This window comes from Rhizobium sp. 62_C5_N11_2 (assembly GCF_051811185.1).
GTDB classification, from domain to species: domain Bacteria; phylum Pseudomonadota; class Alphaproteobacteria; order Rhizobiales; family Rhizobiaceae; genus Rhizobium; species Rhizobium leguminosarum.
In genome coordinates, this window is record NZ_JBPWPW010000001.1 from 1,673,371 (window position 1) to 1,699,833 (window position 26,463).

The 26,463-nt window shown below is 60.9% G+C and carries 25 protein-coding genes and 2 tRNA genes; 21 read left to right on the forward strand and 6 right to left on the reverse strand.

Annotated elements, in window-relative coordinates:
* Positions 1-9: 9 nt before the first annotated feature.
* Both AB8B31_RS08495 and AB8B31_RS08500 read right to left on the reverse strand, forming a co-directional pair.
* Positions 10-264, reverse strand: coding sequence for a hypothetical protein (locus AB8B31_RS08495; protein WP_018241779.1), 255 nt, complete (start codon positions 262-264; stop codon positions 10-12).
* Positions 265-447: 183 nt separating this feature from the next.
* Positions 448-522 (reverse strand) — tRNA-Asn (locus AB8B31_RS08500).
* Between the two features lie 117 nt (positions 523-639).
* On the opposite strand from AB8B31_RS08500, the gene AB8B31_RS08505 reads away from it, so the two are divergent.
* Together AB8B31_RS08505 and AB8B31_RS08510 are read left to right on the forward strand one after the other, a co-directional pair.
* A complete protein-coding gene (locus AB8B31_RS08505) occupies positions 640-957 on the forward strand; it encodes a hypothetical protein (protein WP_018241780.1) in 318 nt (105 codons plus the stop codon).
* 96 nt (positions 958-1,053) lie between these two features.
* Positions 1,054-1,389 carry a hypothetical protein gene (locus tag AB8B31_RS08510; protein ID WP_018241781.1) on the forward strand — a complete coding sequence of 112 codons (336 nt, stop codon included), beginning with the start codon at positions 1,054-1,056 and terminating at the stop codon, positions 1,387-1,389.
* Here the strand turns inward: AB8B31_RS08510 and AB8B31_RS08515 are convergent.
* On the reverse strand, positions 1,386-1,724 hold the full coding sequence (locus AB8B31_RS08515) for a KTSC domain-containing protein (RefSeq protein ID WP_018241782.1): 339 nt from the start codon (positions 1,722-1,724) through the stop codon (positions 1,386-1,388). The two genes, AB8B31_RS08510 and AB8B31_RS08515, sit on opposite strands and share 4 nt — an antisense overlap.
* Before the next feature lie 262 nt (positions 1,725-1,986).
* Here AB8B31_RS08515 and AB8B31_RS08520 point away from each other — a divergent pair.
* Positions 1,987-2,060: transfer RNA gene (locus AB8B31_RS08520), tRNA-Cys, on the forward strand.
* Between the two features lie 70 nt (positions 2,061-2,130).
* Here AB8B31_RS08520 and AB8B31_RS08525 read toward each other — a convergent pair.
* Positions 2,131-2,433 (reverse strand): hypothetical protein, encoded by a 303-nt coding sequence (locus AB8B31_RS08525; RefSeq protein ID WP_018241783.1) that lies wholly within the window; start codon positions 2,431-2,433, stop codon positions 2,131-2,133.
* A gap of 486 nt (positions 2,434-2,919) precedes the next feature.
* Between AB8B31_RS08525 and AB8B31_RS08530 the strand changes: the two genes are divergently transcribed.
* From AB8B31_RS08530 to exoR, 6 genes are all read left to right on the forward strand, one after another.
* Positions 2,920-3,585 (forward strand): protein-L-isoaspartate O-methyltransferase family protein, encoded by a 666-nt coding sequence (locus tag AB8B31_RS08530; RefSeq protein ID WP_018241784.1) that lies wholly within the window; start codon positions 2,920-2,922, stop codon positions 3,583-3,585.
* Positions 3,586-3,918: 333 nt separating this feature from the next.
* Positions 3,919-4,785 (forward strand): PopZ family protein, encoded by an 867-nt coding sequence (locus AB8B31_RS08535; RefSeq protein WP_018241785.1) that lies wholly within the window; start codon positions 3,919-3,921, stop codon positions 4,783-4,785.
* Between the two features lie 115 nt (positions 4,786-4,900).
* Positions 4,901-7,744, forward strand: a complete 2,844-nt coding sequence (locus tag AB8B31_RS08540; protein WP_018241786.1) for a valine--tRNA ligase — start codon at positions 4,901-4,903, stop codon at positions 7,742-7,744.
* 397 nt (positions 7,745-8,141) lie between these two features.
* The gene (locus tag AB8B31_RS08545; protein ID WP_018241787.1) at positions 8,142-9,416 is read left to right on the forward strand and encodes an OmpP1/FadL family transporter; all 1,275 of its coding nucleotides are present in this window, start codon (positions 8,142-8,144) and stop codon (positions 9,414-9,416) included.
* 87 nt (positions 9,417-9,503) lie between these two features.
* Positions 9,504-10,115, forward strand: a complete 612-nt coding sequence (locus AB8B31_RS08550; protein WP_245275443.1) for a hypothetical protein — start codon at positions 9,504-9,506, stop codon at positions 10,113-10,115.
* 19 nt (positions 10,116-10,134) lie between these two features.
* Entirely contained in the window at positions 10,135-10,938 is an 804-nt protein-coding gene (gene exoR / locus AB8B31_RS08555; protein ID WP_003558862.1) for an exopolysaccharide production regulator ExoR, read from the forward strand.
* A gap of 15 nt (positions 10,939-10,953) precedes the next feature.
* On the opposite strand, the gene xth is transcribed toward exoR, so the two are convergent.
* Positions 10,954-11,745, reverse strand: a complete 792-nt coding sequence (gene xth / locus AB8B31_RS08560) for an exodeoxyribonuclease III (protein WP_018241788.1) — start codon at positions 11,743-11,745, stop codon at positions 10,954-10,956.
* A gap of 228 nt (positions 11,746-11,973) precedes the next feature.
* Positions 11,974-12,306 (reverse strand): iron-sulfur cluster insertion protein ErpA, encoded by a 333-nt coding sequence (gene erpA / locus AB8B31_RS08565; protein ID WP_018241789.1) that lies wholly within the window; start codon positions 12,304-12,306, stop codon positions 11,974-11,976.
* A 222-nt stretch (positions 12,307-12,528) separates the two neighbouring features.
* Here erpA and AB8B31_RS08570 point away from each other — a divergent pair, with 222 nt between their 5' ends.
* From AB8B31_RS08570 to AB8B31_RS08625, 12 genes are all read left to right on the forward strand, one after another.
* The gene (locus tag AB8B31_RS08570; RefSeq protein ID WP_018241790.1) at positions 12,529-13,746 is read left to right on the forward strand and encodes a deoxyguanosinetriphosphate triphosphohydrolase; all 1,218 of its coding nucleotides are present in this window, start codon (positions 12,529-12,531) and stop codon (positions 13,744-13,746) included.
* Positions 13,747-13,811: 65 nt separating this feature from the next.
* Positions 13,812-15,569, forward strand: a complete 1,758-nt coding sequence (argS, locus tag AB8B31_RS08575) for an arginine--tRNA ligase (protein WP_018241791.1) — start codon at positions 13,812-13,814, stop codon at positions 15,567-15,569.
* A 62-nt stretch (positions 15,570-15,631) separates the two neighbouring features.
* Positions 15,632-18,910 (forward strand): SPOR domain-containing protein, encoded by a 3,279-nt coding sequence (locus AB8B31_RS08580; protein WP_026188369.1) that lies wholly within the window; start codon positions 15,632-15,634, stop codon positions 18,908-18,910.
* A 114-nt stretch (positions 18,911-19,024) separates the two neighbouring features.
* The gene (gene nagZ, locus AB8B31_RS08585; protein WP_026188370.1) at positions 19,025-20,038 is read left to right on the forward strand and encodes a beta-N-acetylhexosaminidase; all 1,014 of its coding nucleotides are present in this window, start codon (positions 19,025-19,027) and stop codon (positions 20,036-20,038) included.
* Positions 20,039-20,056: 18 nt separating this feature from the next.
* The gene (locus tag AB8B31_RS08590) at positions 20,057-20,914 is read left to right on the forward strand and encodes a segregation and condensation protein A (RefSeq protein WP_018241794.1); all 858 of its coding nucleotides are present in this window, start codon (positions 20,057-20,059) and stop codon (positions 20,912-20,914) included.
* The gene (scpB, locus tag AB8B31_RS08595) at positions 20,911-21,627 is read left to right on the forward strand and encodes an SMC-Scp complex subunit ScpB (protein WP_131703285.1); all 717 of its coding nucleotides are present in this window, start codon (positions 20,911-20,913) and stop codon (positions 21,625-21,627) included. The genes AB8B31_RS08590 and scpB overlap by 4 nt, the downstream gene beginning before the upstream one ends.
* Before the next feature lie 183 nt (positions 21,628-21,810).
* Positions 21,811-22,002, forward strand: a complete 192-nt coding sequence (locus AB8B31_RS08600; protein WP_003538990.1) for a twin-arginine translocase TatA/TatE family subunit — start codon at positions 21,811-21,813, stop codon at positions 22,000-22,002.
* 51 nt (positions 22,003-22,053) lie between these two features.
* Complete coding sequence (tatB, locus tag AB8B31_RS08605; protein WP_027684916.1) at positions 22,054-22,665, forward strand: Sec-independent protein translocase protein TatB; 612 nt, start codon at positions 22,054-22,056, stop codon at positions 22,663-22,665.
* Entirely contained in the window at positions 22,662-23,489 is an 828-nt protein-coding gene (gene tatC / locus AB8B31_RS08610; protein WP_018241797.1) for a twin-arginine translocase subunit TatC, read from the forward strand. Before tatB ends, tatC begins: the two co-directional genes overlap by 4 nt.
* A gap of 199 nt (positions 23,490-23,688) precedes the next feature.
* The gene (gene serS, locus AB8B31_RS08615; protein ID WP_047622272.1) at positions 23,689-24,972 is read left to right on the forward strand and encodes a serine--tRNA ligase; all 1,284 of its coding nucleotides are present in this window, start codon (positions 23,689-23,691) and stop codon (positions 24,970-24,972) included.
* 4 nt (positions 24,973-24,976) lie between these two features.
* Positions 24,977-25,750, forward strand: a complete 774-nt coding sequence (surE, locus tag AB8B31_RS08620; RefSeq protein ID WP_027684914.1) for a 5'/3'-nucleotidase SurE — start codon at positions 24,977-24,979, stop codon at positions 25,748-25,750.
* Positions 25,747-26,400 (forward strand): protein-L-isoaspartate(D-aspartate) O-methyltransferase, encoded by a 654-nt coding sequence (locus AB8B31_RS08625; protein WP_027684913.1) that lies wholly within the window; start codon positions 25,747-25,749, stop codon positions 26,398-26,400. Before surE ends, AB8B31_RS08625 begins: the two co-directional genes overlap by 4 nt.
* Positions 26,401-26,463: the final 63 nt, after the last annotated feature.

Here is a 26,463-nt window from a genome sequence, read left to right on the forward strand (position 1 = left end):
TCCACCTCATTACCGTTTTTTCCGGAGATCACCTGGCAAAGCGTCAATGAGTTGATGCACTTTACCGGTGGCGAATACGATGTCCTCGCGCGGCAGATGGACTGTTATCTCAATCTCTTCCCACCTGCCGCCATGGTCTTTTGCGAATCTGACGGCGGCTTCCAAAGAGGTGAATTGCACGGCCGGTGCGTTGGCGGTCCAGAACTGCACGCTGCAGTCCGCCGCACTGTAATCTAAAAATGCTTTTTCAGGATCTAGCGCCATGACGTTTGCTTTACACCGCCGCCGGTTGGTTGGCCAGCGAATGCCTACCCGTCGTAAAAAGCGCGTTGTCCGCGATGCCCAACGCGAAAAGCCCTTATGGGAGCATTCAAAAGCGGGAGGGAAAGTGGGGAAGAAAACGCCTGCCTTCGGATTTATCAACGAAACAGGCGATTACTTGAAAAATGGCTCCCCGGGCCGGATTCGAACCGGCGACCTGTCGATTAACAGTCGAATGCTCTACCGCTGAGCTACCAGGGATCACTGCTTGGCGCGGTGTGAGTGGGCTAATACAAACGCTTTCCCGATTTGCCAAGCGGTTTTTTCAAAAAAATGAAATGAACTTGTATTTGGGGTGCCTGCGCCCATCTCTTGGGAATGACAAATGTGAATGATCGCAGTGAGACAAGTGGTGGCGAAAAGCGCAAGACGCGGGCACGGCGCTTCGGCATCGATCATGCAAGCGGCAGGCTTGTGCTCGGCTCCTTCAGCATCGGCATGCCACGCTCGCGCATCGCGCGGATGGCACTCGGCGTGGCCCTCATTTTCTGCGGCTTGCTGGGTTTCTTGCCCATTCTCGGCTTCTGGATGCTGCCGCTCGGCTTCCTGGTGCTCTCGCATGATCTGCCGTTCGCGCGCCGGCTTCGGCGGCGGCTGGCTGTCTGGTGGCACAGGCGGCGAAACCCGGCTGGCTGATGGGCAAGGTGGGTGTGGAACTGTGGATCGCTTTTCGCTTTCGTGGTTTATCGAATGTAAAACGCAAAATTGCGTCACGATGGTCCGGGTGAGGAAATGAAGGCATTTTTTGTTGTCGCCCTGTCGGCAGCGGCTGTTCTCTCAGCCATTTCCGCCGAGGCCCAAGTAGACAGCGGCGGTTTTGACGCTCGCGGCATCTGTCGCCGTCCTGAAGGCTGCGTGGTCGATCACGGCCAAGGCGGCAATAGCGGACCTCGAAACTATCGCAATTTCAACGGCCGGAATGAGCGCGACGGGAGGAACGACCGCGAGCGGGACAATCGGCGCTACCGTTCTCAGAACAGGAGCGACAATTTCGACGCCGGAACCAGCCGCCTTGTCGCAGGCCCGGAGATTGGGCTGGGGGCGCAGCTCATCCAGATTCGCGTCTAGTTGGATCTGAGTTCGCTTTCCTCGAAAACCCCGCCATGGTCCGGATCGAGGCTGGTCGCCAGCAACAAGCTGCAAGCGGCAAGGAGAAGGACGAGCTTTACTGCGTAGGATGCCACGGAGACCGGTTGTCGGCGGCCCGGTGATACGCGAGACGGCGCTATATAGTATTTGTAATAGAAGTGCGGATCATCCGTTTCCAGCAGGTTCTGGTAGACGTGCAGCGGAATATTTGCATGTTTCACCGGCGGAGAACCTGGGAATTTTACATGCAGATCCCGGGTTTCGGCATCGAATGCCGCATGCACGTGCTTCGATTTGAGGGCAGCCCAATCCATCGCAAGCTCCTATACCCTCCCGAGGATAATTGAGGCCCGGACGATGATCGAAGTCAAGTCAAGAATTTGCTTCAAATGCAATCATTGGCAGGAAATGGGGCATCGTCACGGCCGTGAAAATTCCAGCCTGCGCCCACTCCGTTTGGGGATGGAAAAATGCTCGTTTCACCAGCTGCGGAATGGCGTTTTTCCGAAATGCCCTCTTGCGATTTCCTTACGATCATTCTAAACGCTCGCCACGGCTCAGATAACGAGCGCGTGAGGCCTCGTGGCGGAGTGGTGACGCAGAGGACTGCAAATCCTTGTACCCCGGTTCAATTCCGGGCGAGGCCTCCAACATTCTTCCACATGATAGAATCAATGTGAAACGCCGCTGGCGCAGCGGTCGGCATCGGCCTTTGCGATGCTACCAGATCCGCTGGCCGGGCGAAAAATCCAACTGTGACGGATTGATTCCCGTGAGTCGGTAGAGCGCCCTCAGGCCGCCCTTGCGGATTTCCGCCTGATATTCCAGATCGCTCAGTTCAGGCCCGTCATCGATTTCGGGGCCGGCGCCGAGCAGCCGTCGCATGCCCTGCGGCGAAATGCGGGTGAAGCTGCGAATGTCGCCGCTGCTGTATTTGATCAGCAGCAGGCGGGCATCGGCGTTGTAGTGAAGCGCTTCTATGCCGCGCGATTGGATCAGAAAGGTTTGCATGCGCACACCCATAGCGGAAGGCGAGGGCGCAGCAATAAAATGGTTGATGTAACGTTAATGCGCATGCGGCTGTCGAAGGCTGGATTTCAAAGGGAAAGAACGCATGTCAGACCTGCGCCCGCCGACATGAATTGCCGCAGCCGCGATGCGGGGGATATCTCCGAATGCGCTTCGGCGCCCTATCGCCTCCAGGTCGTTTCGCCGTCCAGCAGCCCGCAGCAGAATATGCCAATCAGCGCTGCGACGATGAAAAAATCGAACAGCGTGAAATATTCGAAAATCGCAGACATGGCCTGCTCCTCCTATTTCCTCCGTTGCAAATCATAACATGAAGGGGCGGAAGGTTCCACGCTGGAGTTGCAGCGTCCATCCTGTCTCCTGTGGCACGGAAGAGGCGCCGGCCGGATTCTTTCCGCCTGCGGCTGCCAAGCCTTGAAAGCATCCGTGGTGGAGATTAAGAGACGAGGGACAGGAACCGCTTTTTAAGAGCGAGAGGACATGATGGATTTCGAAGCAGCGCGCGCAAAGATGGTCGATACCCAGGTTCGCACGACGGACGTTACCTCGCATTCCGTGCTGACGGCGTTTCTCACGGTGCCGCGTGAGACTTTCGTGCCGGAGAAGGCGAAGCTGCTGGCTTATATCGACAACGATGTCGAGATCTCAGCCGCCGCACCGGGAAAGCCGGCCCGCTTCCTGATGGAGGCGTCGCCACTCGCCAAGCTGCTGCAGCTGGCCGCGATCACCAAGGATGATTTCGTACTCGAAGTCGGTTGCGGCACGGGTTACACATCGGCGCTGCTGTCGATCATTGCCGGCTCCGTCATCGCGCTCGAATGCGACGAGGCGCTCGCCGCCGAGGCGAAGACGCAGCTTGCCGGATACGCCAAGGTCGAAGTTGTGACCGGCCCGCTCGAAAATGGCTACGCTGCCGGCGCTCCCTATGACCTGATCTTCGTCAACGGCGCCGTCGAAGAGGTTCCGGCAACTCTTCTCGGTCAATTGCGCGATGGTGGCCGTCTGATCACGGTCGAAGGTTACGGCAATGCTGCCCGCGCCAAGGTCTTCGTCGCCGAGCGCGGCGCTGTTTCGGAAAATGTCTTCTTCAATGCCTCGGTCAAGCCGCTGCCGGGTTTCGCCAAGGCGCGTGAATTCGTTTTCTGACATCGTTCTTATCGACGAAATTCAGCGACGGGCGCCATCGGCGCCCGTTTTTTATCAATGCCGCTGGAAAGCCTTCACAAACATCATTTACGCTGACGCGACCACGGCGGACTGGATAGAGGCCGTGCGCTTCAAGTTCTGTTTCATGGATGTCGCCGCAGCAAAATCGCGACAGGCTTTGCGGGTGGCAAACATTGGGTAACAAAACTGTGCATGGCGGCATTCATTTGATTCGCGATGATTTTTTTCACGCCTGGGGTATTCTAAGGTCGTGGTGATTCGGATGAATGCTCCACACCATCCGGTCGTTGTTTTGGGATAACGGGGATAGAAATGGCTCAGCCAAGTGTAGCGCGTGAACCGTCCATGGAAGAAATTCTGGCCTCCATCCGCCAGATCATCGAAAGCAATGAGCCCGGCGCCGGCAAGGCGATTTCCGCATCCCTGCCGCCGGTCTACGGCGCCGATGAGGATGACAACGGCTCCGAAATTCATCTGACGGTCGACGACACCTATGCCGGCGTGGAATTCCCCGAACCGGTCATGCGCTCCTCCGATCCGCGTTTCGTCGCCGCCAATTCGGCCGGCACCGCCCCCGAAGCAGAAGTACCGGCCCGCGCCCTGTCGCTTGCCGATGTCGCCGCCCGCGTGCGCGCCGCCTCCGAGCGCAGCGCCGTGCAGGCCGGTCAAGCCCTGCGCGAAATTCCGAGCGGTTTCCGCCAGCCCGAACCGCAGCCGGCCGTGATGCCGGAACCGCCGCGCGCCGCGGCACCGCAACCGCAACCACAGCCTATTTTCCCCGCTGCCGCAGCGCCCGTTCAGCATGTTGCGATCCAGCAGCCGGCCGAGCCGGTGCTTGCGGAAACGCCTGGGGTGGCCGTCGCCGAGCCGGCGCCTGCCGTCGAAACAGCGCCACCGGCTATGGAGCCCGCTCAGTCGTCGACCGAGCGTTTCCTGCCGAGCGTTCTGGACGAGGTCCAGCCGACGCTGCTTTCGGAGGATGCCGGCCTGCAGATCAGCCGCTCTTTCGAGGAGCTCGCCGCGGCAATCGACGGCGCAGAGCGCCGGTCGCTGGACGAGATCGCAGAGGACATGCTGCGCCCGATGCTGCGCGAATGGCTTGATGATAATCTGCCGACACTGGTCGAGCGGTTGGTGCGCGAAGAAATCGAGCGCGTGGCACGCGGCCCGCGTCGCTGATCGGATTGCTTTTTCTTGAAAAGCCGCTCCGGTCTCCGGGGCGGCTTTTTTATTGACTTGGCCGTGACCATCCTATTTACAAACGCCACCCTCGAACCTCGAAATTGGTCATAAAATGCTCGACAAGACCTATGATTCCGCCGCCGTCGAACCGAAAATCGCCGCGAAATGGGACGAGGCGGATGCCTTCCGTGCCGGTGCGAACGCCCGGCCCGGAGCGGAGACCTTCACTATCGTGATCCCGCCGCCGAATGTCACCGGTTCGCTGCACATGGGGCACGCACTGAACAACACGCTACAGGACATCCTGGTTCGCTTCGAGCGCATGCGCGGCAAGGACGTGCTCTGGCAGCCGGGCATGGACCATGCCGGCATTGCCACCCAGATGGTCGTCGAGCGCAAGCTGATGGAACAGCAGCTGCCCAGCCGCCGCGACATGGGCCGCGAAGCCTTCATCGACAAGGTCTGGGAATGGAAGGGGGAATCGGGTGGCCTGATCTTCAACCAGCTGAAGCGTCTGGGTGCGTCATGCGACTGGTCGCGCGAACGTTTCACCATGGACGAGGGCCTGTCGCAGGCCGTTCTCGAGGTTTTCGTCACGCTCTACAAGGAAGGGCTGATCTACAAGGACAAGCGCCTCGTCAACTGGGATCCGAAGCTGCTGACGGCGATCTCCGATCTTGAAGTCGAACAGCATGAGATCAAGGGCAATCTCTGGCATCTTCGCTATCCGCTCGAGCCGGGTGTCACCTACCAGTACCCGATCGCTTTCGACGAGGAAGGCAAGCCGACCGAATGGGAAACGCGCGACTATCTGGTCGTTGCCACCACGCGTCCGGAAACGATGCTGGGCGATACCGGTGTTGCCGTCAATCCGGAGGACGAGCGTTACAAGTCGATCATCGGCAAGCATGTCATCCTGCCGATCGTCGGCCGCCGCATTCCGGTCGTTGCTGACAGCTACGCCGATCCGACGGCAGGTAGCGGTGCCGTCAAGATCACGCCGGCGCATGACTTCAACGACTTTGACGTCGGCAAGCGGGCTGGCCTGCGCTCGATCAACATCCTGAATATCGACGGCACGATCACCATCAAGGACAATGAGGATTTCCTCGAAGGCCTCGACAATCCGGCGGCGCTGCATGGCGCCTGGGACCGCCTGGAAGGGCAGGACCGCTTCTATGCGCGCAAGGTCATTGTCGAGATTTTCGAAGAGGCCGACCTTCTCGACAAAATCGAACCGCACAAGCACATGGTACCGCACGGCGACCGCGGCGGCGTGCCGATCGAGCCGCGGCTGACCGAACAATGGTATGTCGACGCCAAGACGCTCGCCGAACCGGCGATCGCCTCGGTCCGCGAAGGTCGCACCAAGATGGTGCCGAAGAGCTGGGACAAGACCTATTACGAATGGATGGAAAACATCCAGCCCTGGTGTGTCTCCCGTCAGCTCTGGTGGGGTCACCAGATTCCCGCCTGGTACGGCCCGGACGGCCAGGTCTTCGTCGAAAAGACCGAGGAGGAGGCGCTGCAGGCGGCGATCCAGCATTACCTCTCGCATGAGGGGCCGATGAAGGCCTATGTCGAGGACCTGCTCGAAAACTTCAAGCCGGGCGAGATCCTGACGCGTGACGAGGACGTGCTCGACACCTGGTTCTCCTCGGCACTCTGGCCTTTCTCGACGCTCGGCTGGCCGGACGAGACGCCGGAGCTGGCGCGTTATTACCCGACCAACGTTCTTGTCACCGGCTTCGACATCATCTTCTTCTGGGTTGCCCGCATGATGATGATGGGCCTGCACTTCATGAAGGACGAGGATGGCGAACCGGTCGAGCCCTTCCAGACCGTCTATGTCCACGCGCTGGTGCGCGACAAGAATGGGCAGAAGATGTCGAAATCGAAGGGCAACGTCATCGATCCCTTGGAACTGATCGACGAATACGGCGCCGACGCGCTGCGCTTCACCCTGGCAATCATGGCGGCGCAGGGCCGCGACGTGAAACTCGATCCGGCCCGCATCGCCGGCTACCGCAATTTCGGCACCAAGCTCTGGAACGCCACGCGCTTCGCCGAAATGAACGGGGCAAAGAGCGACCCGCATTTCGTACCCGAGGCGGCTGAGCTCACCATCAACCGCTGGATCCTGACCGAACTTGCCCGTACGGAACGTGACGTAACGGAAGCACTCGAAGCCTTCCGCTTCAACGATGCCGCCGGCGCGCTCTATCGTTTCGTCTGGAACGAGGTCTGCGACTGGTATCTCGAGCTCTTGAAGCCGGTCTTCAATGGCGAAGACGAGGGCGCCAAGGCGGAAGCCCAGGCCTGCAGCGCTTATATTCTCGAGGAGATCTACAAGCTGCTGCATCCCTTCATGCCCTTCATGACCGAAGAGCTTTGGGCCCATACGGCAGGCGAAGGCAAAGAGCGCGACACATTGGTCTGCCATGCCGAATGGCCCGCGCCGTCCTATGCCGACGACGGGGCGGCCGACGAGATCAACTGGCTGATCGACCTCGTCTCCGGCATCCGCTCGGTGCGCGCTGAAATGAACGTGCCGCCGTCGGCGACAGCCCCGCTCGTCGTCGTCAAGGCCAACAACCTGACGCGTGAACGGCTGTTCCGCCACGACGCCGCCATCAAGCGCCTTGCGCGCGTCGAGGCGATATCGCTGGCTGACGATGCGCCCAAGGGTGCCGCTCAGATCGTCGTCGCTGAAGCGACCATCTGCCTGCCGCTCGGCAAGCTGATCGACCTTTCCGCCGAAAAGGCCCGTCTCGAAAAGGCGATTGCCAAGATGGAAGGCGAGATCTCCCGCATCGACGGCAAGCTCTCCAACCAGAAGTTCGTCGCCAACGCCAATCCCGAAGTGGTCGAGGCCGAGCGCGATCGTCTCGAGGAACTGAAGGGGCAGATCGCAAGCCTGAGGACCGCTCTTTCCAGGGTGAGCGAAGCCGGGTAAGTTTCACGGACCCATTTTGGTAAGTTATTTCAAAGACGCGCCCTCCGCGGGCGCGTCTTTTTTGTTGTGATTCGTCCGGTTCGCGCGTGAAACGGCGCATTTTCAGCACTTCATCCTGTGGATTGCTCTCATGCGAAGCTCCAGCGGGCGAAAACTGCCACTGTTGTCGGATTGATACAGCTTCTGCAATGTTTGGAATGAACACCCAAAAGCCCACCTGAAATTCGATAGGTCTGGAATAAAATTTTATTAACCAGGTTTTTTGACGTGTCCGTCAATTTCTTTACGTAAGTTAGCCACTGCAATGCCTGGGAGCGCTGCCGTGGGGCGCGTTGCCATATAACGCGAACACTTACTAGAGTGGGGTCACATCAATTGCTGGAGTGGGGGAGACACAATGGCATCTCGTAGGTTTTCCAAGGGCATAACATCGCTCGTTCTTCTTTCGTCGCTTGCATCGCCGTCCTTCGCCGGCGGTCTGGAGCGCGGCGGATACAATATCGACCTTCTCTTCGACAATTCGAGGTTCGCCGTCCAGTCCGGCGCGACCTATGTCATGCCGCAGCGCAAGCTGAAAAACGTCAAGGACACCGATCCCACCGATGGCCTCGGCACGAACGGCATTGGCGGAGGTTCGACCACGGCTGATGATACTGAGGATTACTGGATCCCCTATCTCGGGGTGAAGGTCGGTTTCGGCGACTCCATCGACTGTATGGGCGATTTTTCGACACCCTTCGGCGCACACACCAATCCCGGCGCCGACTGGCTGGGTGTCAACGACAACATCGAAACAAAGATCAGCACCCGCAACTACGGCGCCACCTGCTCCTATCGTTTCGATATGGGCCCCGGCCAGCTTCGCCTGATCGGCGGCGGCTTCTATCAGACGGTCGATGGTTTCAAGACACGCCTCGTCGCGCCGATCACAGGGGCGGCCGCGCTGGTCTATGACGGCACCGGCCGTCTGGATCTTGCCGACCAGGCCATGGGATGGCGGGCGGGCATCGCCTACGAAATCGAGGAATATGCCTTCCGCGCCAGCCTGGTCTACAACAGCAAGGTCAAGTATGACGATCTCACCGGCACGGTCGACCTGACCGAGGTGCCGAAGGCCGCCAATCCTGCCAATCCCTACCTTGGCGTCGTGACGCCGGTCTATGGTTCGGCTGAGGCGCCGGATTCCGTCGAACTCAAGCTGCAGAGCGGCATTGCGCCCGACTGGCTCGCCTTCGGTTCGGTCAAGTGGACGAATTGGAGCGTGCTGCAGTCGATCGCCTTCTGCCCGAAGGCCACCAAAGGCGTCGTCGCTTGCTCCGCCAGCAGCCAGCTCACCTCGCTCGATCTCTTCTATCGCGACGGCTGGACGATCAGCGGTGGCGTCGGCCACAAGTTCAACGAGCAATGGGCTGGCGCCCTCAGCCTGACCTGGGATCGCGGCACGAGCCAGGGCTACGGCGCCCAGACCGACACATGGACGCTCGGCGCAGGTGTCTCCTATACGCCGGTGGAGAATGTCGAGTGGCGTCTGGCCGGCGCGCTCGGCATCATGACCGGCGGAGAATCCGGCACCTACGTGTATAATGGCCGGACCTACGGCAACGACGTCTCCTATTCCTTCGGCGACGATCTGCTGGCGGCCCTTTCCACCAGCGTAAAGGTCAAGTTCTGATCTTGCTGCCCAAGTAGAAGTCTTAGAGCCCGGCAGTTCGCCGGGCTTTTCTTTGGGCGTTGGCAAGACAAATCGACGTTCCAATTTGTGACGATTCAGCAACACATTTTTACGACGTTTGGCGTATGGTGGCGGCAGGGCGAATTTGTCCATTTCCCGCCACAAAGAGGGCGCAGCGCTATTCGCAGGCGAGGAGATGGCAGGCGTACGGTGCGTGTAAATAGTAGCATGGGTCGATTTTTTTCCGGGTACATCAGATCGTACGGCGCGATTGGCGACATTCGTTCGATTGCGGTCGTTTCGCTTTCCGAACAAGGCAGTTCCGGCCGCCAATCCGGCCTCGCGATGAAGTCGTCGATCCGTTCATTGTCGCTGTTTTCGACCCGCTCGGATGAGCAGCCCGGCTTTGCCGAAAATGTCGATACCGGTTTCGTCACATTTACTGTTTACGAATGCGATAAAGGCGGGAAGGCGAATACCGCACCTACCGAAAGAGTGCCACGGAGATTGCAGTCGAGCCATGCCGGGAGCCGGGTGGTTCTGAAGGATGGGCTGAGAATATCGCCTTTGAGAAAGGGCCAGTGGGCTGGATGCGACGCGGGTAAAGGAGCCATGGAGCTCGCCGCGGGATCGCTCGCCTCGAAGAAATACATCCGCGGGATGCACGGTGCGAGCGCCGTTGCCGCCTGCCTGAGATGAGCGAAAGAAATCGGTTGAAATGGTGACGTCCGAGTTCAAACTGTTCAAATTCATGCTGATGGGCATGTCGATAGCCGTAGCACTGGCGCTGTCCGGTCCGTGCCGCGCATTCGACATCAAAGGTGGCGTCAGCAAGGAATCCGGACCCTTCGATCTCTTCAAGTTCGGCTTCAAAGCCTATAAGAACGGCCAGAAGGAAGAAGCGGTCGAAGCCTATAAATACGCCGCCGAAAAGGGCCACACCGGTTCGCGCTGGGCGCTCGCCAACATGTATGCCGACGGTGACGGTGTCACGCAGGACGATTTCGAAGCCTTCAAGATCTACAGCGAGATTGCCCAGCAGGGCGTCGAACCTGGCTCGGAAGATACGGGCTTCTTCGTCAACGCGCTGCTCTCGCTCGCCAGCTATTACAAGCATGGCATTGCCGGCAGTCCGGTCAGGATCGACCTCAGCCAGGCGCGCCAGCTTTATTTTCAGGTGGCCTCAACCTTTGGCGTCCCCGAGGCGCAGTTCCAGCTGGCGCAGATGATGCTGGCCGGCGAGGGCGGCAATGCCAGCCCGCAGCAAGCCAAGAAATGGCTGAACCAGGCCCGCAAGAGCGGCCATCCCGGCGCCATGGCGGTCTTCGGCAATATTCTGTTCGATGAAGGCCAGACGGCCCGCGGTCTGGCCCTGATGACGGCAGCACTCGACCGTTGCAAGCCCAAGGACTGCAGCTGGATGGAAGCGCTGCAGGAGCAGGCCTTCTCGGTTGCGAACGAGGCCGACCGCCGCACGGCGGTATCCCTCTCGCACACCATCGCGAGCGGTTCCGACGACTAAGCGCCGATTGGACGCTCAGCCCGCGAAATCGAAATAAGCGATGACAGGCACGTGGTCGGACGGCTTTTCCCAGGCCCGCACATGTTTTTCGATCGCAGCCGATGTCATCCGGTCGGCGGCTTCCGGCGACAGCAGCAGATGGTCGATCCGGATGCCGTTGTTCTTCGGCCAGGCGCCGGCCTGATAGTCCCAGAAGGAATAGAACTGCGTCGCATCAGTCGTCGCGCGCACGGCATCCGTCAGCCCGAGATTTTCGAGCTTGCGAAACGCCTCCCGCGTCTGTGGCAGAAACAGTGCATCGTTTTCCCAGACCTTGGGATCGAAGCAGTCGTGCGGTTCCGGGATGACATTGTAATCGCCGGCAAGAACCAGCATGTCCTCATAGGCTAGCCGTTCGGCTGCAAACGTCCGCAGACGCTCCATCCAGGCGAGCTTGTAGGGATATTTCTCCGTTTCGACAGGATTGCCGTTCGGCAGGTAGATGCAGCAGACGCGCAGGATGCGCGTGTCGGACAGCGTGAACGCCGCTTCGAGGAAACGCGCCTGTTCGTCCAGCGGATCGCCGGGCAGGCCGCGGTTGACTTCGAAAGGTGTACTCTTGGAGAGGATCGCGACGCCGTTGAAGCCCTTCTGGCCGTGCGTTTCGACATGATAGCCGAGCGCCTCGATCTCCAGCCGCGGGAAACCCTCGTCGACCGTCTTGATCTCCTGCAGGCAGACGATATCCGGATCGGAATCCTTGAGCCATTGCGTGAGATTGTCGATGCGCGCCTTGACGCCGTTGATGTTCCAGGTCGCGATCTTCATGGCTCTGTCCCGTTCCGCATCATGCATGTCGCCCAGAAGTGTGCAGCGGTTCTGGGATAACGACAGGCACAAAAAACAAAGAGCTAAAGCGCACCGCATGAATCAGCGTCGATGCAGCGCGCTTTAGTGCGCTTCTTTTATCGTGGTCTTTCACCGGCGGACAAGACGATAAACCGGCCGGAAGAGATTCTTCGGCCGGTTTGATGGGGAGTCCGTGCGTTTAGACGTTCAGATCGAGAAACTGGTGCCACAGCCGCAGCTTGCCACCGCATTCGGGTTCTTGATCTGGAAGGATTGGCCAAGCAGATTGTCGACGAAGTCGATCTCCGAGCCCGCCATGTAGACGAGCGAAAGGCTGTCAATCAGCACCTTGGCATCGTTCTTTTCGACGATGATGTCGTCGTCGTCAGCCCTGTCGGCAAGATCGAACTTGTAGGAAAACCCCGAACAGCCGCCGCCTTCGACGGAAACGCGCAACGCGCTCTTGCCGGCTTCGGCGCCGACGATCGCAGCGATACGCTTTGCCGCGGCATCTGAAAGGGTTACACTTGTATCCGTCATGTTTCCTCCTGCCGGGGTCAAGATCCGGAGAGAATGGGTTTTGGCACTTGAATGTTCAAATGCCTGATATCAAAGAAACTTACCATAATCTTCGCGAAAAGGCGATGATGCGCCGAAGCGGTTAAGAAAGCGCCTCTTTGCCGTTTCATCGAGCTATAGGTATGAAGAGCGATAAGCGGCGTCAATGGGCAGATGCGGCAACATGCAGGATGACGGTGAAGAATGACGATCGATACGCGTGCTTTGGGTTTCGGCAGCAGTGAAAGGGCGGTCTATGCGGCCGATCCCTGGACGACGCGCGGACGGCTCTATCAGGAGGACGGCAGCCCGACACGCTCCGATTTCCAGCGCGACCGCGACCGCATCGTTCACACCACTGCCTTCCGCAGGCTAAAGCACAAAACCCAGGTCTTCATTGCCCAGGACGGCGATCACTACCGCACCCGGCTGACTCACACGATCGAGGTGGCGCAGATCGCCCGCGCTCTTGCCCGCGCCCTGAAGCTCGACGAGGATCTGGCCGAGGGCGTTGCGCTCGTGCACGATTTCGGCCACACGCCGTTCGGTCATACCGGCGAGGACGCGTTGCACGAGGTGCTGCTGCCCTATGGCGGCTTCGACCACAATGCCCAATCGCTGCGCATCGTGACCAAGCTGGAGAGGCGTTATGCTGAATTCGACGGCATCAACCTGACATGGGAAAGCCTCGAAGGTCTCGTCAAGCACAATGGCCCGCTTCTGACGCCTGAGGGAGTCGGCACGCGCGGTCCCGTTCCGCAACCGATCCTTGATTATTGCGAGCTGCACGATCTCGAGCTTGCAACCTATGCCAGCCTCGAGGCCCAGGTTGCGGCGATCGCCGATGACATTGCCTATAATACCCACGATATCGACGATGGCCTGCGCTCCGGCTATCTGACTTTCGAGATGCTGGAGGAAATCCCGTTTCTTGCAGGGCTGATGGCCGAGGTGCGGGAGCGATATCCGCATCTGGAGGCCAGCCGCTTCACCCATGAGATCATGCGCCGTCAGATTACCCGCATGGTGGAAGACGTGATCGGCGTCGCGCAACAACGCCTGTCGCTCTTGCGCCCTGAAAGCGCAGCCGATATCCGCGGTGCCGGCCAGATTATCGCCAGCTTTTCCGAGGGAATGGCCGAGACCGACAAGCAGATCAAGGCGATGCTCTTCAAACGCATCTACCGCAATCCGGATATCATGCGCATCCGTGCCGGCGCCGCCCAGATCGTCACCGATCTCTTCGCCGCCTACATGGCCAATCCGAAGGAGATGCAAAGCCATTACTGGGTCGATCATATCGCCGGCCTGTCCGACGCGCCGAAGGCTCGTCATGTCGGCGACTATCTCGCCGGCATGACCGACACCTATGCCATCAGCGCCCACAGGCGGTTGTTTGACCACACTCCGGATTTGCGATAGGCAGCGGTCGCCCACGCCGAGGGCCGATTTGAGCCTTTGGCACAGCCTATGCATGGAAGAGTGCGATGAACCTTTTTACCGACTTCGAAGCCAGGATCAAAACCGCCCTTGAACAGATCGATCTGGTCAGGGAAAAGCGATCCGAGCTCGATTTCGGCCGCATCACCGTCGAGCCGCCGCGTGATGCGAGCCATGGCGATGTGGCGACCAATGCCGCAATGGTGCTGGCAAAACCGCTCGGAACCAACCCGCGCGCGCTGGCCGACGTCATCATCGCCAAGCTGAAAGAGGATGCCGACGTCGCCGACGTCTCGGTCGCGGGTCCCGGCTTCATTAACATCCGTCTCGCCGTCGGCTACTGGCAGCGGCTGCTCGCATCGATGATCGGCGCCGGCACCGATTACGGCCGCTCGACGCTCGGCAAAGGCAAGAAGGTCAACGTCGAATATGTCTCGGCCAATCCGACCGGTCCCATGCATGTCGGCCATTGCCGTGGCGCCGTCGTCGGCGACGCGCTCGCCAACCTGCTCGCTTTTGCCGGTTACGGCGTCGAGAAGGAATATTACATCAACGATGCCGGCTCGCAGATCGACGTGCTCGCCCGTTCCGTCTTCCTGCGCTATCGTGAAGCGCTCGGCGAAAAGATCGGCGAAATCCCCTCGGGTCTCTATCCCGGCGACTATCTCGTGCCTGTCGGTCAGTCGCTTGCCGCCGATTACGGCGTGCGTCTGCACAACATGCCGGAAGACCAATGGATGCCGATCGTCAAGGATCGCACCATCGATGCGATGATGGTGATGATCCGCGACGATCTGGCGTCGCTGAACGTCCATCACGACGTCTTCTTCTCCGAGCGAACCCTGCATGCCAATGGTGCGGCCGCGATCCGCACGGCGATCAACGACCTGACCTTCAAGGGTTACGTCTACAAGGGAACACTACCGCCGCCGAAGGGTCAGCTTCCCGAGGATTGGGAAGATCGCGAACAGACACTGTTCCGCTCGACCGAGGTGGGCGACGATATCGACCGGCCGCTGATCAAGTCGGATGGCTCCTACACCTATTTCGCCGCCGACGTCGCCTACTTCAAGAACAAGTTCGACCGTGGTTTCGACGAGATGATCTACGTGCTTGGCGCCGACCATGGCGGTTACGTCAAGCGCCTGGAAGCGGTTGCACGCGGCGTTTCGGACGGTAAGGCGAAGCTGACGGTGCTGCTCTGCCAGCTCGTCAAGCTCTATCGCAATGGCGAGCCGGTGAAGATGTCGAAACGCTCGGGCGATTTCGTCACGCTTCGGGACGTCGTCGAAGAAGTCGGTCGTGATTCGGTCCGGTTCATGATGCTTTATCGCAAGAATTCCGAACCGCTCGACTTCGATTTCGCTAAAGTGACGGAACAATCGAAAGATAATCCAGTCTTCTACGTGCAATATGCGCATGCTCGCTGCATGTCGGTCTTCCGGCAGGCGAGGGAGGCTTTTGCCGACCTCGATGTTTCGCCCGAGAATCTCGCGCAAACCGTTGCAGGCATTGGCGATCCGGCCGAATTGCAGCTCGTCGCCAAGCTTGCTGAATTCCCGCGTATCGTCGATGCGGCGGCCCAGTCGCAGGAGCCACATCGCGTCGCTTTTTACCTCTACGACCTCGCCAGTTCCTTCCATGCGCACTGGAACAAAGGTAAAGATCAGCCAGAATTACGATTTGTTAATGATAAAAACCGAGAATCAAGTATTGCCAGACTTGGGCTGGTGTACGCCGTCGCGTCGGTTTTGAAGTCGGGACTCGCCATTACAGGCACTGCCGCACCGGACGAAATGCGATAACGTCACCATTTCCCCACAATGCGCTGGCATTTGAGCGTTGGCGTTTGCGAGTGGGAATAGGCATGGCTGATAAACAACTTGCGTATGATACGCGCGGAAAAAACGATCTGTTTGCCGATGATGATCCGTTGGCTGAACTTGCCCGGATCGTCGGCTTCGAGCCGCGTGTTGCGGCGAATACGGTGACTGAGACCGCACGCCGCGAGCCCGCCCTCGATCTCGAAGACGAGCTTGGGCGCGAGTTCGACCGCTACGATTCGCCACGTCCGCTCGCAGAGCTCGACCGGCCCGCCGAGCCGTTCTCTGATGATGTCACTCCTGAAGATTACGTCGAGCCCGTTCTCGACGCTTCTCCCGCCGCCGAACGTGCGGAGGCTCCTGAGCCGGTTTCCGTCGCCCCCGTCGAGGCTGAAGAAGGCGAGGCTGATGAAGAAGTAGCTTTGCCCGCCGCAGGGAATGAGGACGCATCTGCCGCCGACTGGGCGGAGCAGCTTTCCCCCGAGCCCGAGGCATCGTTGCAATCGGCCTTCGGCGGTGCGCGCGACCTGATCGAGGAGCTTGAGCTGTCGATCGGCGCAGCACCCGTTTCTTCGCTGCCGCAGCCCGCCAAGGCGCCGCAATGGTCGGCCGCCAGCATCAGGCTGCCGCTTGCCAATTTCCATGCACCGAAGCGCGAGGAACCGGTTGTTTTGCCGGAGCCTGTGGCCGAAACGGTCGCAGCACCGGTTGCTGAGGCACCGTCCGCCGATCTTTCTGTGGTCGAACCGCAACCTGTCATCGAGCCGCCGGCGACCGTCGCCGCTATCGAGCCTTCCGAGGAATTCGAATCCGCTTCACCGTCGCTTGGCTTCCCCGCCGAGCTCGATCGCCATGATGAGGTGATCGCATCGGAAGAGACCGCCGAGGCCGAAGAATTCGTCGAGATCGAGGAAGAGCTGCAGGATTTCGGGTCCGATGCCGGTTTCGATCTCATCGCCGCCGCCGTCGAAGGCGAGATCCAGGCCGATGCCGCGCTGACCGAGGTCGTGCCTGATGTTCCGCACACCGCCGGCACGTTCGATCTTGACGATCTGCTCGCCGACGTCTCGCGTTATCCGGTGCCGCAACGTGCCAATCCGACGCCCGTCTCGCCGCAGCCCGCATCGATCGAGGCAGCGCCCGTTTCTGCTGCTCCCATGGCCGCCGCACCTGTCGAGCCCAAGGTGATCGCGCCCGCACCGCTCGCCGCAGCACCCGTCCAGCCTGCTCCGATCGAACCGGCTCCGGTCTATGCTTCCGAAGCCGCAAGGCCGATCGCGCCGCAGCTTGCCGAGGTCGTTGTGCCCCAGCCTGCCGCAACGGCATATTCGCGGGCGCCGCAGCCGGTGCCGGAAGCCGACGACCCCTTCGCCGGCCATGATTTCGAGCTGGATCTTGCCGGCATCGAGCTGGAACTCGCCGACCTCGATTTCTCCGAGACGTCCGACCCATCGCCGCAGCCAGAGCCGCCTGCACCTGCTCCCCAGCCAACCGCTGCCGTCGCTACGCCTCGGCCCGCGCCTGTTTTTGCGCCAGAGCCGCCAGCTCCTGCTTTCCAGCCGGCCGCTGCCGCCCCTGTACGGTCCGCTCCAGCCTTCGTTCCCGAGCCGCAGGCTCCAGCTCCGGCTCCGGCTTTCAACTGGGCGGCTGCCTCCGACTCGACCGAAGACCTGCCATTCGATCCGGCGATGATCTCCGATCCGGAGGATCGTCCCGAGACCGTCGACGACATGCACGTGCCGACGCTGCCGCCGGTCGAGCAGCCCGCGCCGGTCGCGAAAACTGCTGATTTCGATTTCGATCTCGACGCGGAGATCGCCAGCTTCTTTGAACCGGCCAAGCCGCGGCAAACGCCGACGCCAGTCCGGGATACGGCTGCGGCCGCGGCAACGCCGGTCAAGCCCACCATCGCCGATGGCCTCGATGATTTCGAACGGGCGCTGGAGGAGGATTTCCGCCGCAGCGTGCGCGAGCCGGTCGAGCGCCGCGAGACCTCCGAGGTTCGTATCGAGTCGGCAAGCCAGGCCGCTGATTTCAGCCGCGCCCGGTCGATGCGCCGGCTGCTTGCCGGGGCCGTCGTGCTCGTGGTCTTCGCCGGTGTCGCTTATGGTGTCTATTCCTCCGTGTGGAACGGCGAGGGGCTCGGCATTGTCGCGTCCGGCGAGCCGCGCGTGATCACCGCCGACAAGGAGCCGGTCAAGGTCGTTCCGGAAAATCCTGGCGGCAAGACCGTGCCGAACCAGGATAAGGCCGTTTACGACCGTGTTGCGGGTTCTGCCGAAGAGCCGAAGCAGAAGGCGCTCGTTTCTTCCGACGAGGCGCCCGTCGATGTTGTCCAGCGCACGCTGACACCGGAAGCGCTGCCTGAAGACGACGAGAACGCCAACGCTGACGATCAGGTCACGCCGACTGCGGTCGGTGAGACGGAGGATCCGCGTCTGTTGCCGAACCAGGACAATGCCGACAACGCTTCGGCAAGCGACGCCGACAAGACGCCGTCCGTTTCGCCACGCAAGGTCCGCACGATGATCGTCAAGCCTGACGGTACGTTGGTTGCCCGCGAGGAGCCGGCGCCCGTCGATCAGCCGATGCCGTCTGCCCAGCCGACGCAGTCTGCTCAGGCGACACAGTCTGCCCAGGCGACGCCGTCTGCCCAGCCGACACCGCCGGCTCAGCCGCCGTTGACGGCCCAGTCGACCCCGTCCGCGCAATCGACCTCGCCCGTGCCTCCAGTCGGCGGAACGGCCGCAAGCTTCCCGGCAAGCGCCGAGGTTGCTTCCGCCGATGCGCGTTCTGCAGCCCCTGTCGAAACTGCGCCGGCACAGCCGCCGCTCGCCGGCAGTGCTGATGCGCAGGCCGCAAATCCCGCTCCGGCCGCTCCGCCGGTGCGCCCGGTCAAGACCTCGGCGATTGCCGATACCGCGCCGATTCCGACCGCGCGTCCGGCCGACCAGCCCGTCAACGTCGTCGGCACCGTCACCGAGAAGGGCAATGTCCGGCCGCCCGCACAGCAGCCGAAGACGACTGAGGTCGCGGCCGCAGCTCCAGTCGCCGCAAAGCCACAGCAGGCCGCATCCGCCGGCGGCTACGGCATCCAGATCGCCTCGCTGCCTTCGGAAGACGAGGCGACCAAATCCTATGCCAACCTGTCGAAGAAATTCGCCAGCGTGCTTGGCGGCCGCAGTCATGAGATCCGCAGGGCCGATATCGCCGGCAAGGGTACTTTCTACCGTGTCCGCATTCCGGCCGGTTCCAAGGACGAGGCCGCAGCGCTCTGCGAACAGTATCGCGCGGCGGGCGGAAGCTGCCTGATCTCCAAGTAGATCGGTTTTTTGAACAGAATATAGGAGCGGCGGGCCGGATCGGCCCGCCGCTCTTTTTTGTGCATCCGGCCCGACCTTGCTCGCATTTGGCCGGGCGCCGTCTATGATTCGGATATGACCGAATCAAAAGCGATGATCCTTGGCTGCAGCGGCCTTTCCCTCACATCCGAAGAGAAAGCCTTTTATCGGGGCGAACGGCCCTGGGGCTTCATCCTCTTCGGGCGCAACATCTCCGAAGCACGGCAGATCACCGATCTCGTCGCCGAACTGCGCGACAGTGTCGGCTGGCATGCACCGGTGCTGATCGACCAGGAGGGCGGCCGCGTCCAGCGCATCCGCCCACCCGTTCTAGCGCGTTATCCTTCCGGCCTGGCGCTCGGCGATCTCTATCGCCGCGATCGCGTGCTCGGCCTGCGCGCCGCCTGGCTGATGTCGCGGCTGCACGCCTTCGACCTTTCGAGCCTCGGCATCGATGTCGATTGCCTGCCGGTGCTCGATGTGCCTGTCGAGGGCAGCAGCAACGTCATCGGTGACCGAGCCTATGGCGGCGATCCCGAAACCGTCATCGCGATGGGGAAAGCGGCTGCCGCAGGGCTGAAGGCCGGCGGCCTGTTGCCTGTGATGAAGCATATGCCCGGCCACGGTCGCGGCTTTGCGGATTCACATCTGGAGCTGCCTGTCGTCACCGTCTCGCGCGATGAGCTGGAGCTGCATGATTTCCCGCCCTTTGTCGCGATGAAGGACGAGTTGATGGCCATGACCTGTCACGTCGTTTTCGCCGCCATCGACCCGGACAATCCGGCGACGACCTCGCGCAAGGTGATCGACGGCATCATCCGCGAACACATCGGCTTTAACGGTCTGCTGCTCTCCGACGACAGCTCGATGAACGCTCTTTCCGGCACGATCGGTGAACGCGCGGCGAATATCATTGCAGGCGGATGCGATATCGTGCTGCATTGCAATGGCAATATGGACGAGATGCTAGATGTCGTGGCAAATGTTCCGCCGCTCGCCGGCATATCGCTTGCCCGTGCAAAAGCGGTGGAAGCGGGCTTCGCGACGCCGGATACATCAGATGAAGCGGAATTGAGGGCGGAATTCGAGGCGATGTTTGCGACGGTCTGATCGTAAGGGAGTAGCTAGGTGAGCACGGTCAAGGGCACGGAACGCCCGCAGGCGGCGACGCCGATGGACAAGTTGTGGCAGGATAACGGTGCCGAGCGCGCCAGCCACGAGCCGGCGCTGGTGATCGACGTCGCCGGCTTCGAAGGCCCGCTCGACCTGTTGCTCTATCTCGCCCGAAACCAGAAGGTCGATTTGTCGCGCATTTCGGTGCTGGCGCTCGCCGAGCAATATCTGCTGTTCATCGAAAGCGCCCGGCGTATCCGCATCGAGCTTGCCGCCGACTATCTCGTCATGGCAGCCTGGCTTGCCTATCTGAAGTCGAAGCTGCTCATTCCCCAGCAGGTCAAGGATGACGGCCCTTCCGGCGAGGAGCTGGCGGCAACACTCGCCTTCCGCCTGAAACGTCTCGAAGCCATGCGCCAGGCGGCAGACGGCCTCGTCAACCGCAACCGCCTCGGCCGCGATATCTTCGTGCGTGGCGCCCCCGAGCATATTCCCGACCGGCAGCAGTCCGCTTACGCGGCAAGCCTCTACGATCTCCTGACTGCCTATGCGGCGCTGCGCCAGCGCCATGCCGTCACTCAGGTGACGATCGAGCGGCGCACCGTCTGGTCGCTGACCGATGCCCGCGAACTGCTGACCCAGATGATCGGCGAGATCGGTGACTGGACGGCGATGGAACATTATCTGCTGCGTTATCTCGCAGCGCCTGAAGAACGCGTCACAGCAATCGCCAGCGCCTTTGCCGCCTCGCTGGAGCTGGTGCGCGAGGGCAAGCTCGAAATCCGCCAGGACGGCGCCTTTCAGCCGATATACATGCGCCGCGGTCCGAAACATGCCACGCTGCAGGTGGTGGAACAGGAGCGGCCGGTTTGATCGACCTGAGGGGTGAAGAAGATTTCGAAGGCAATTTCGAAGACAGGGGCCGCGACCTGCAGGCCGAGATCGAGGCCGAGCGCATCGCTGAGGCGCTGGTCTTCGCCTCCTCGCAGCCGGTCTCCGAAGGCTTCCTCGCTGAGCGCCTGCCCGAGAAGACCGACGTGCATGCGATCATGCTGCGCCTGAAGGAGCAATATGCGCCGCGGGGCGTCAATCTTGTGCAGGTCGAAGGCGCCTGGGCCTTCCGCACCGCCGCCGACCTGTCCTTCGTCATCCGCCGTGATGACAATGAGGTGAAGAAGCTTTCGCGCGCCGCACTGGAAGTGCTGGCGATCATCGCCTATCATCAGCCGGTGACACGTGCGGAAATCGAAGATATCCGCGGCGTCCAGACCTCGCGCGGCACGCTCGACGTGCTGATGGAGGCGGGCTGGGTGCGCTTCCGCGGCCGCCGGCGCACACCGGGCCGGCCGGTGACATTGGGCACGACACGCGATTTCCTCGACCATTTCGGACTCGAAGAGCTGCGTGACCTGCCCGGTCTCGAAGAGTTGAAGGGAGCGGGCTTGCTGTCGGGCCGCATTCCGGCGAATTTCAATATTCCCTCGCCGTTGATGAACGACGAACTGACCGAGGACGAAGACCCGATCACCCAGATGGACCTCGAGGAACTGGGGTTGCTGGCACCGGGTGGCACCCCTGAAGATTGAGGGGCTTGCGTCTTGCTTTTGCCATGCATGGCGAAAACAATGGTGGCCACCACTTTTCGATGGGTCGATGGCTTGTCACAAAGGGCGATACCGTGACATTAAGCTCAGTTCACAGGGCTTGATGTTGGAAACGATGTTGGAAATCCTTACATCGTGGGAACATAGAAACAGGGAGTTAGCGTAATGGGTTCTTTTAGCATGTGGCACTGGCTGATCGTTCTGGTCATCGTGCTGTTGTTGTTCGGTCGTGGCAAGATTCCGGAACTGATGGGCGACGTTGCCAAGGGCATCAAGAGCTTCAAGAAGGGCATGACGGACGAAGACGCGCCGGACACGGCAAAGACCGTCGATCACAAGGCCGACGAAACGAAGTAACCAAGTCCGGGAAAAAGCGCAGCCCCCGCGCTTCCCGTCCAGGAGCCTTGCATGTTCGATATTGGCTGGACCGAGCTTTTGGTCATCGCGGTCGTACTGATCGTGGTCGTCGGTCCCAAGGATTTGCCGCCGATGCTGCGCGCTTTCGGCAAGATGACGCAACGCGCCCGCAAGGTGGCGGGTGACTTCCGTGCGCAGTTCGATGAAGCGTTGCGCGAAGCTGAGCTTGACGATGTCCGCCAGACGATCAGCGACGCCCAGAAGCTCAACCCGGTCAACAGCCTGCGCGAGGCGATGAACCCGCTCCGCCAGATGGGCAACGAGATCAAGGCCGACCTGCAGAAGGCGACCACGGTCACGGAGAACAAGACCGAGGTGCCAGCCGATGCTGTTGCAGCCCCGACGCCGTCGATGAGCCTGCCGGAAACGCCGCCATTGGTAGCGACACCTACGCCGTCGGAACCGGTAGCAGCAGCGATCGTGCAGGCCGATACGGTTGCCGCCAAGCCGAAGGCCGTGCGCAAGCCGCGCGTCAAGGCTGCCGATAAGGTCGATGCTGCGGCTGCCGTTGCCGTGCCTTTGGAAAAACCGAAACGCACGACGGCAGCCAGGAAGCCTGCAACGCCGAAGAAGCCGGCGCAGACGAAGAAGGACGAGGCATGAGCGGTGATATCGAAGACAAGCCGCAGCCGTTGATCGAGCACCTGATGGAGCTGCGCACGCGGCTGATGTGGTCGATCGGCGCGTTTTTCGTCGCCTTCATCGCATGCTTCTTTTTTGCCAAGCATCTCTTCAACTATCTGGTCATTCCCTACAAGACAGCCGTCGTGTGGGCGCATCTCGACGTCGAGAAAGCCCAGCTCATCTACACCGCGCCGCAAGAATTCTTCTTCACGCAGGTCAAGGTGGCGATGTTCGGCGGCCTTGTGGTCGCGTTCCCGATCATTGCCGCCCAGGTCTACAAGTTCGTGGCACCCGGTCTCTACAAGAATGAGCGCCAGGCTTTCCTGCCGTTCCTGATCGCCTCGCCGGTGCTGTTTCTGATGGGCGGCGCGCTCGTCTATTTCTTCTTCACGCCAATGGTCATGTGGTTCTTCCTGTCGATGCAGCAGGCGCCAGGTCATGACGAGATAGCCATCTCGCTGATGCCGAAGGTCTCGGAATATCTGAGCCTGATCATGACGCTGGTCTTCTCCTTCGGCCTGGTCTTCCAGCTTCCCGTCGTCACTACGCTGCTCGCCCGTGTCGGTCTTCTGACGTCGCAATGGCTCGCCGAAAAGCGCAAGTTTGCCATCGTCCTCGCCTTTGTCGTCGCCGCCGTGCTGACGCCGCCGGATCCGATGTCCCAGATCGGCCTTGCGATACCGACGATCCTTCTCTACGAGATTTCCATCCATGCGGCGCGACTCGTGGAGCGCCAGCGTGCCCGGCAGGCGGTCGAAAAGGAAACCGGATCCGCAGATGTTGCCAAGACGGACAGCGTCTGAGCTGCGATCTGGAAATCCCTTCATGAACGTCGTCGACTGCATAATCCTTAAATCGGAATCGGTTTAAGGATTATGCAGCAATTCAAAGTGTTACAGCGTCCCTTGCGCGTCTGAAAAGACACGGCGGCGCTGTAATATCCGGTCGAGGTCCGATCAGGCTTTGGCCGGGCCACCTCTGTTGCAACGACCTGGAACGACGATGCTCGATATCAAATGGATCCGTGAGAATCCCGAAGCGCTCGATGCCGCCCTTGCCAAGCGCGGCGCGGAGCCTCTGGCACAAAGTCTCGTTGCCCTCGATGAAAAGCGGCGCTCCGCCGTCCAAAGGGCGCAGGACTTGCTGTCCCGCCGCAACCTCGCCTCCAAGGAAATTGGCGCGGCGATGGCCCAGAAGAATAGCGAGCTTGCCGAGAAGCTGAAGGCCGAGGTGTCTGAACTGAAGACCCTGCTGCCGGCGATCGAGGAAGAGGACCGGCAACTGACGGCCGAACTCAACGACGCGCTCTCGCGCATCCCGAACATACCTTTCGACGACGTCCCGGTCGGCAAGGACGAGCATGACAATGTCGTCACCCGCACCGTTGGCGAAAAGCCGCGCTGGAACCACGCACCGAAGGAGCACTTCGAAATCGGCGAAGCGCTCGGCTATATGGACTTCGAGCGCGCCGCCAAGCTCTCCGGCTCGCGCTTCACAGTTCTGACCGGGCCGCTCGCCAAGCTTGAGCGGGCACTCGGCCAGTTCATGATCGATCTCCACACCAGCGAGCACGGCTATACCGAAGTTAGTTCGCCGCTGATGGTGCGTGACGAGGCCGTTTATGGCACCGCCCAGCTGCCGAAATTCGCCGAGGATCTCTTCAGGACGACGGACGGCCGCTGGCTGATCCCGACGGCCGAAGTGACGCTGACCAATCTGGTGCGCGAAGAAATCCTCGATCAGGAAAAGCTGCCGCTCCGCTTTACCGCGTTGACGCCGTCCTTCCGCTCGGAAGCGGGCTCCGCCGGCCGCGACACGCGCGGCATGCTGCGCCAGCATCAGTTCTGGAAATGCGAGCTTGTGTCGATCACCGATGCCGAGAGCGCCGTTGCCGAGCATGAACGCATGACCGCCTGCGCCGAGGAAGTGCTGAAGCGCCTCGGCCTGCATTTCCGCACCATGACGCTTTGCACCGGCGATATGGGCTTCGGCTCGCGCAAAACTTACGATCTCGAAGTCTGGCTGCCGGGGCAGAATGCCTTCCGTGAAATCTCCTCCTGCTCGGTCTGCGGCGATTTTCAGGGCCGGCGAATGAATGCGCGCTACCGCGGCAAGGACGACAAGAGCAACAGGTTCGTCCATACGCTGAACGGTTCCGGCACGGCCGTCGGCCGCTGCCTGATCGCTGTCCTTGAAAATTATCTGAACGAGGACGGTTCCGTCACGATTCCGGACGTTTTGCTGCCTTATATGGGCGGATTGACCAAGATCGAACGGGCGGCCTGAGGCGATGCGCATCCTGCTTACGAATGACGACGGCATTCACGCCGAAGGCCTTGCCGCGCTGGAGCGGATCGCGCGCACGCTGTCTGACGATGTCTGGATCGTGGCGCCCGAGACCGACCAGAGCGGCCTTGCCCATTCGCTGAGCCTCTCCGAACCTCTGCGGCTGCGCAAGATTTCCGAAAAGCATTTCGCCCTGCGCGGCACGCCGACCGATTGCGTCATCATGGGCATCAGGCAGGTGATGGACATCAAGCCGGATCTGGTCCTGTCCGGCGTCAATTCGGGCTCGAACGTTGCCGACGACGTGACCTATTCCGGCACGATCGCCGGCGCCATCGAAGGCACGATGCAGGGCGTGCGCTCGTTTGCGCTGAGCCAGGCCTATCTCTATGAGGATGGCGCGCGCATCGTGCCCTGGGAGGTCTGCGAGACGCATGCGCCGGCTCTTCTGGAAAAGCTGATGGTCCTGGACCTGCCGGAGGGTACGTTCCTCAATCTCAACTTCCCGAACTGCCGTCCCGACGAAGTCGATGGCGCCGAGGTGACCATGCAGGGCAAGCTCGCCTTCAATCTGCAGGTCGACGCCCGCTCCGACGGCCGGGGGTTTCCTTACTACTGGCTGAAGTTTGGCGAACGCGCCGGCGCCTTCGTTGAAGGCACCGATATTCACGCCCTGAAGCATAATAAGATTTCGGTAACGCCTTTGAAACTGGATCTGACCGATTATTCCGTGACGGACCGCGTGGCGCGGGCCTTGGGATACGGAGCACAAGTTTGACGGCAAGACTGGCGGAGAAGGAGGGCTTTGCTGCGCTCGTCCTCAGATTGCGTGCCGAAGGCATCTCCGATCTCGATCTGCTGACGGCGGTCGAGCAGACGCAGCGCTCACTGTTTGTGCCGCCGCAATTTGCCGACGACGCCTATTCGAGCCGGACGATCCCGATCGAATGCGGTTCCTTCCTCGAAGGCATCGATTTTGCCGTCCGCATCCTGCATCACCTGAAGCTCAAGCCGGGCCAGCGCGTCCTGGAGATCGGCACCGGAAGCGGCTTTACCGCTGCCGTCATGGGCCGCATGGCCGAGCGTGTCCTGTCCATCGACCGCTACAAGACGCTGACATCAGCCGCGCAGCGGCGCATGGAATCGCTTGGTCTGCGCAGCGTCATCATTCGCCATGCCGACGGCAGTGCCGGCATGCAGGGTGAGGGCACCTTCGACCGCATCCTGGTGACGGCGGCCTTCAACGCGATGCCGCGCTTTTATACCGACCAGCTCGTTTCAGGCGGCTCGATGATCGCGCCGCTGATGATTTCCGAGAACGAGTGTCGCATGGTGCGGCTGACGAAAACCGGCAGCCGTTTCGAACGCGAGGAACTGTTCGAAGCACCCTATCTGCCGATCGTTCCGCGCCTTGCCTCGCTGTTGTAGGGCCTCGCTGCCGTAGGCGTAAATGTTTTCCGGCCGGATCGGCCTGAAATCTGAATATGCATC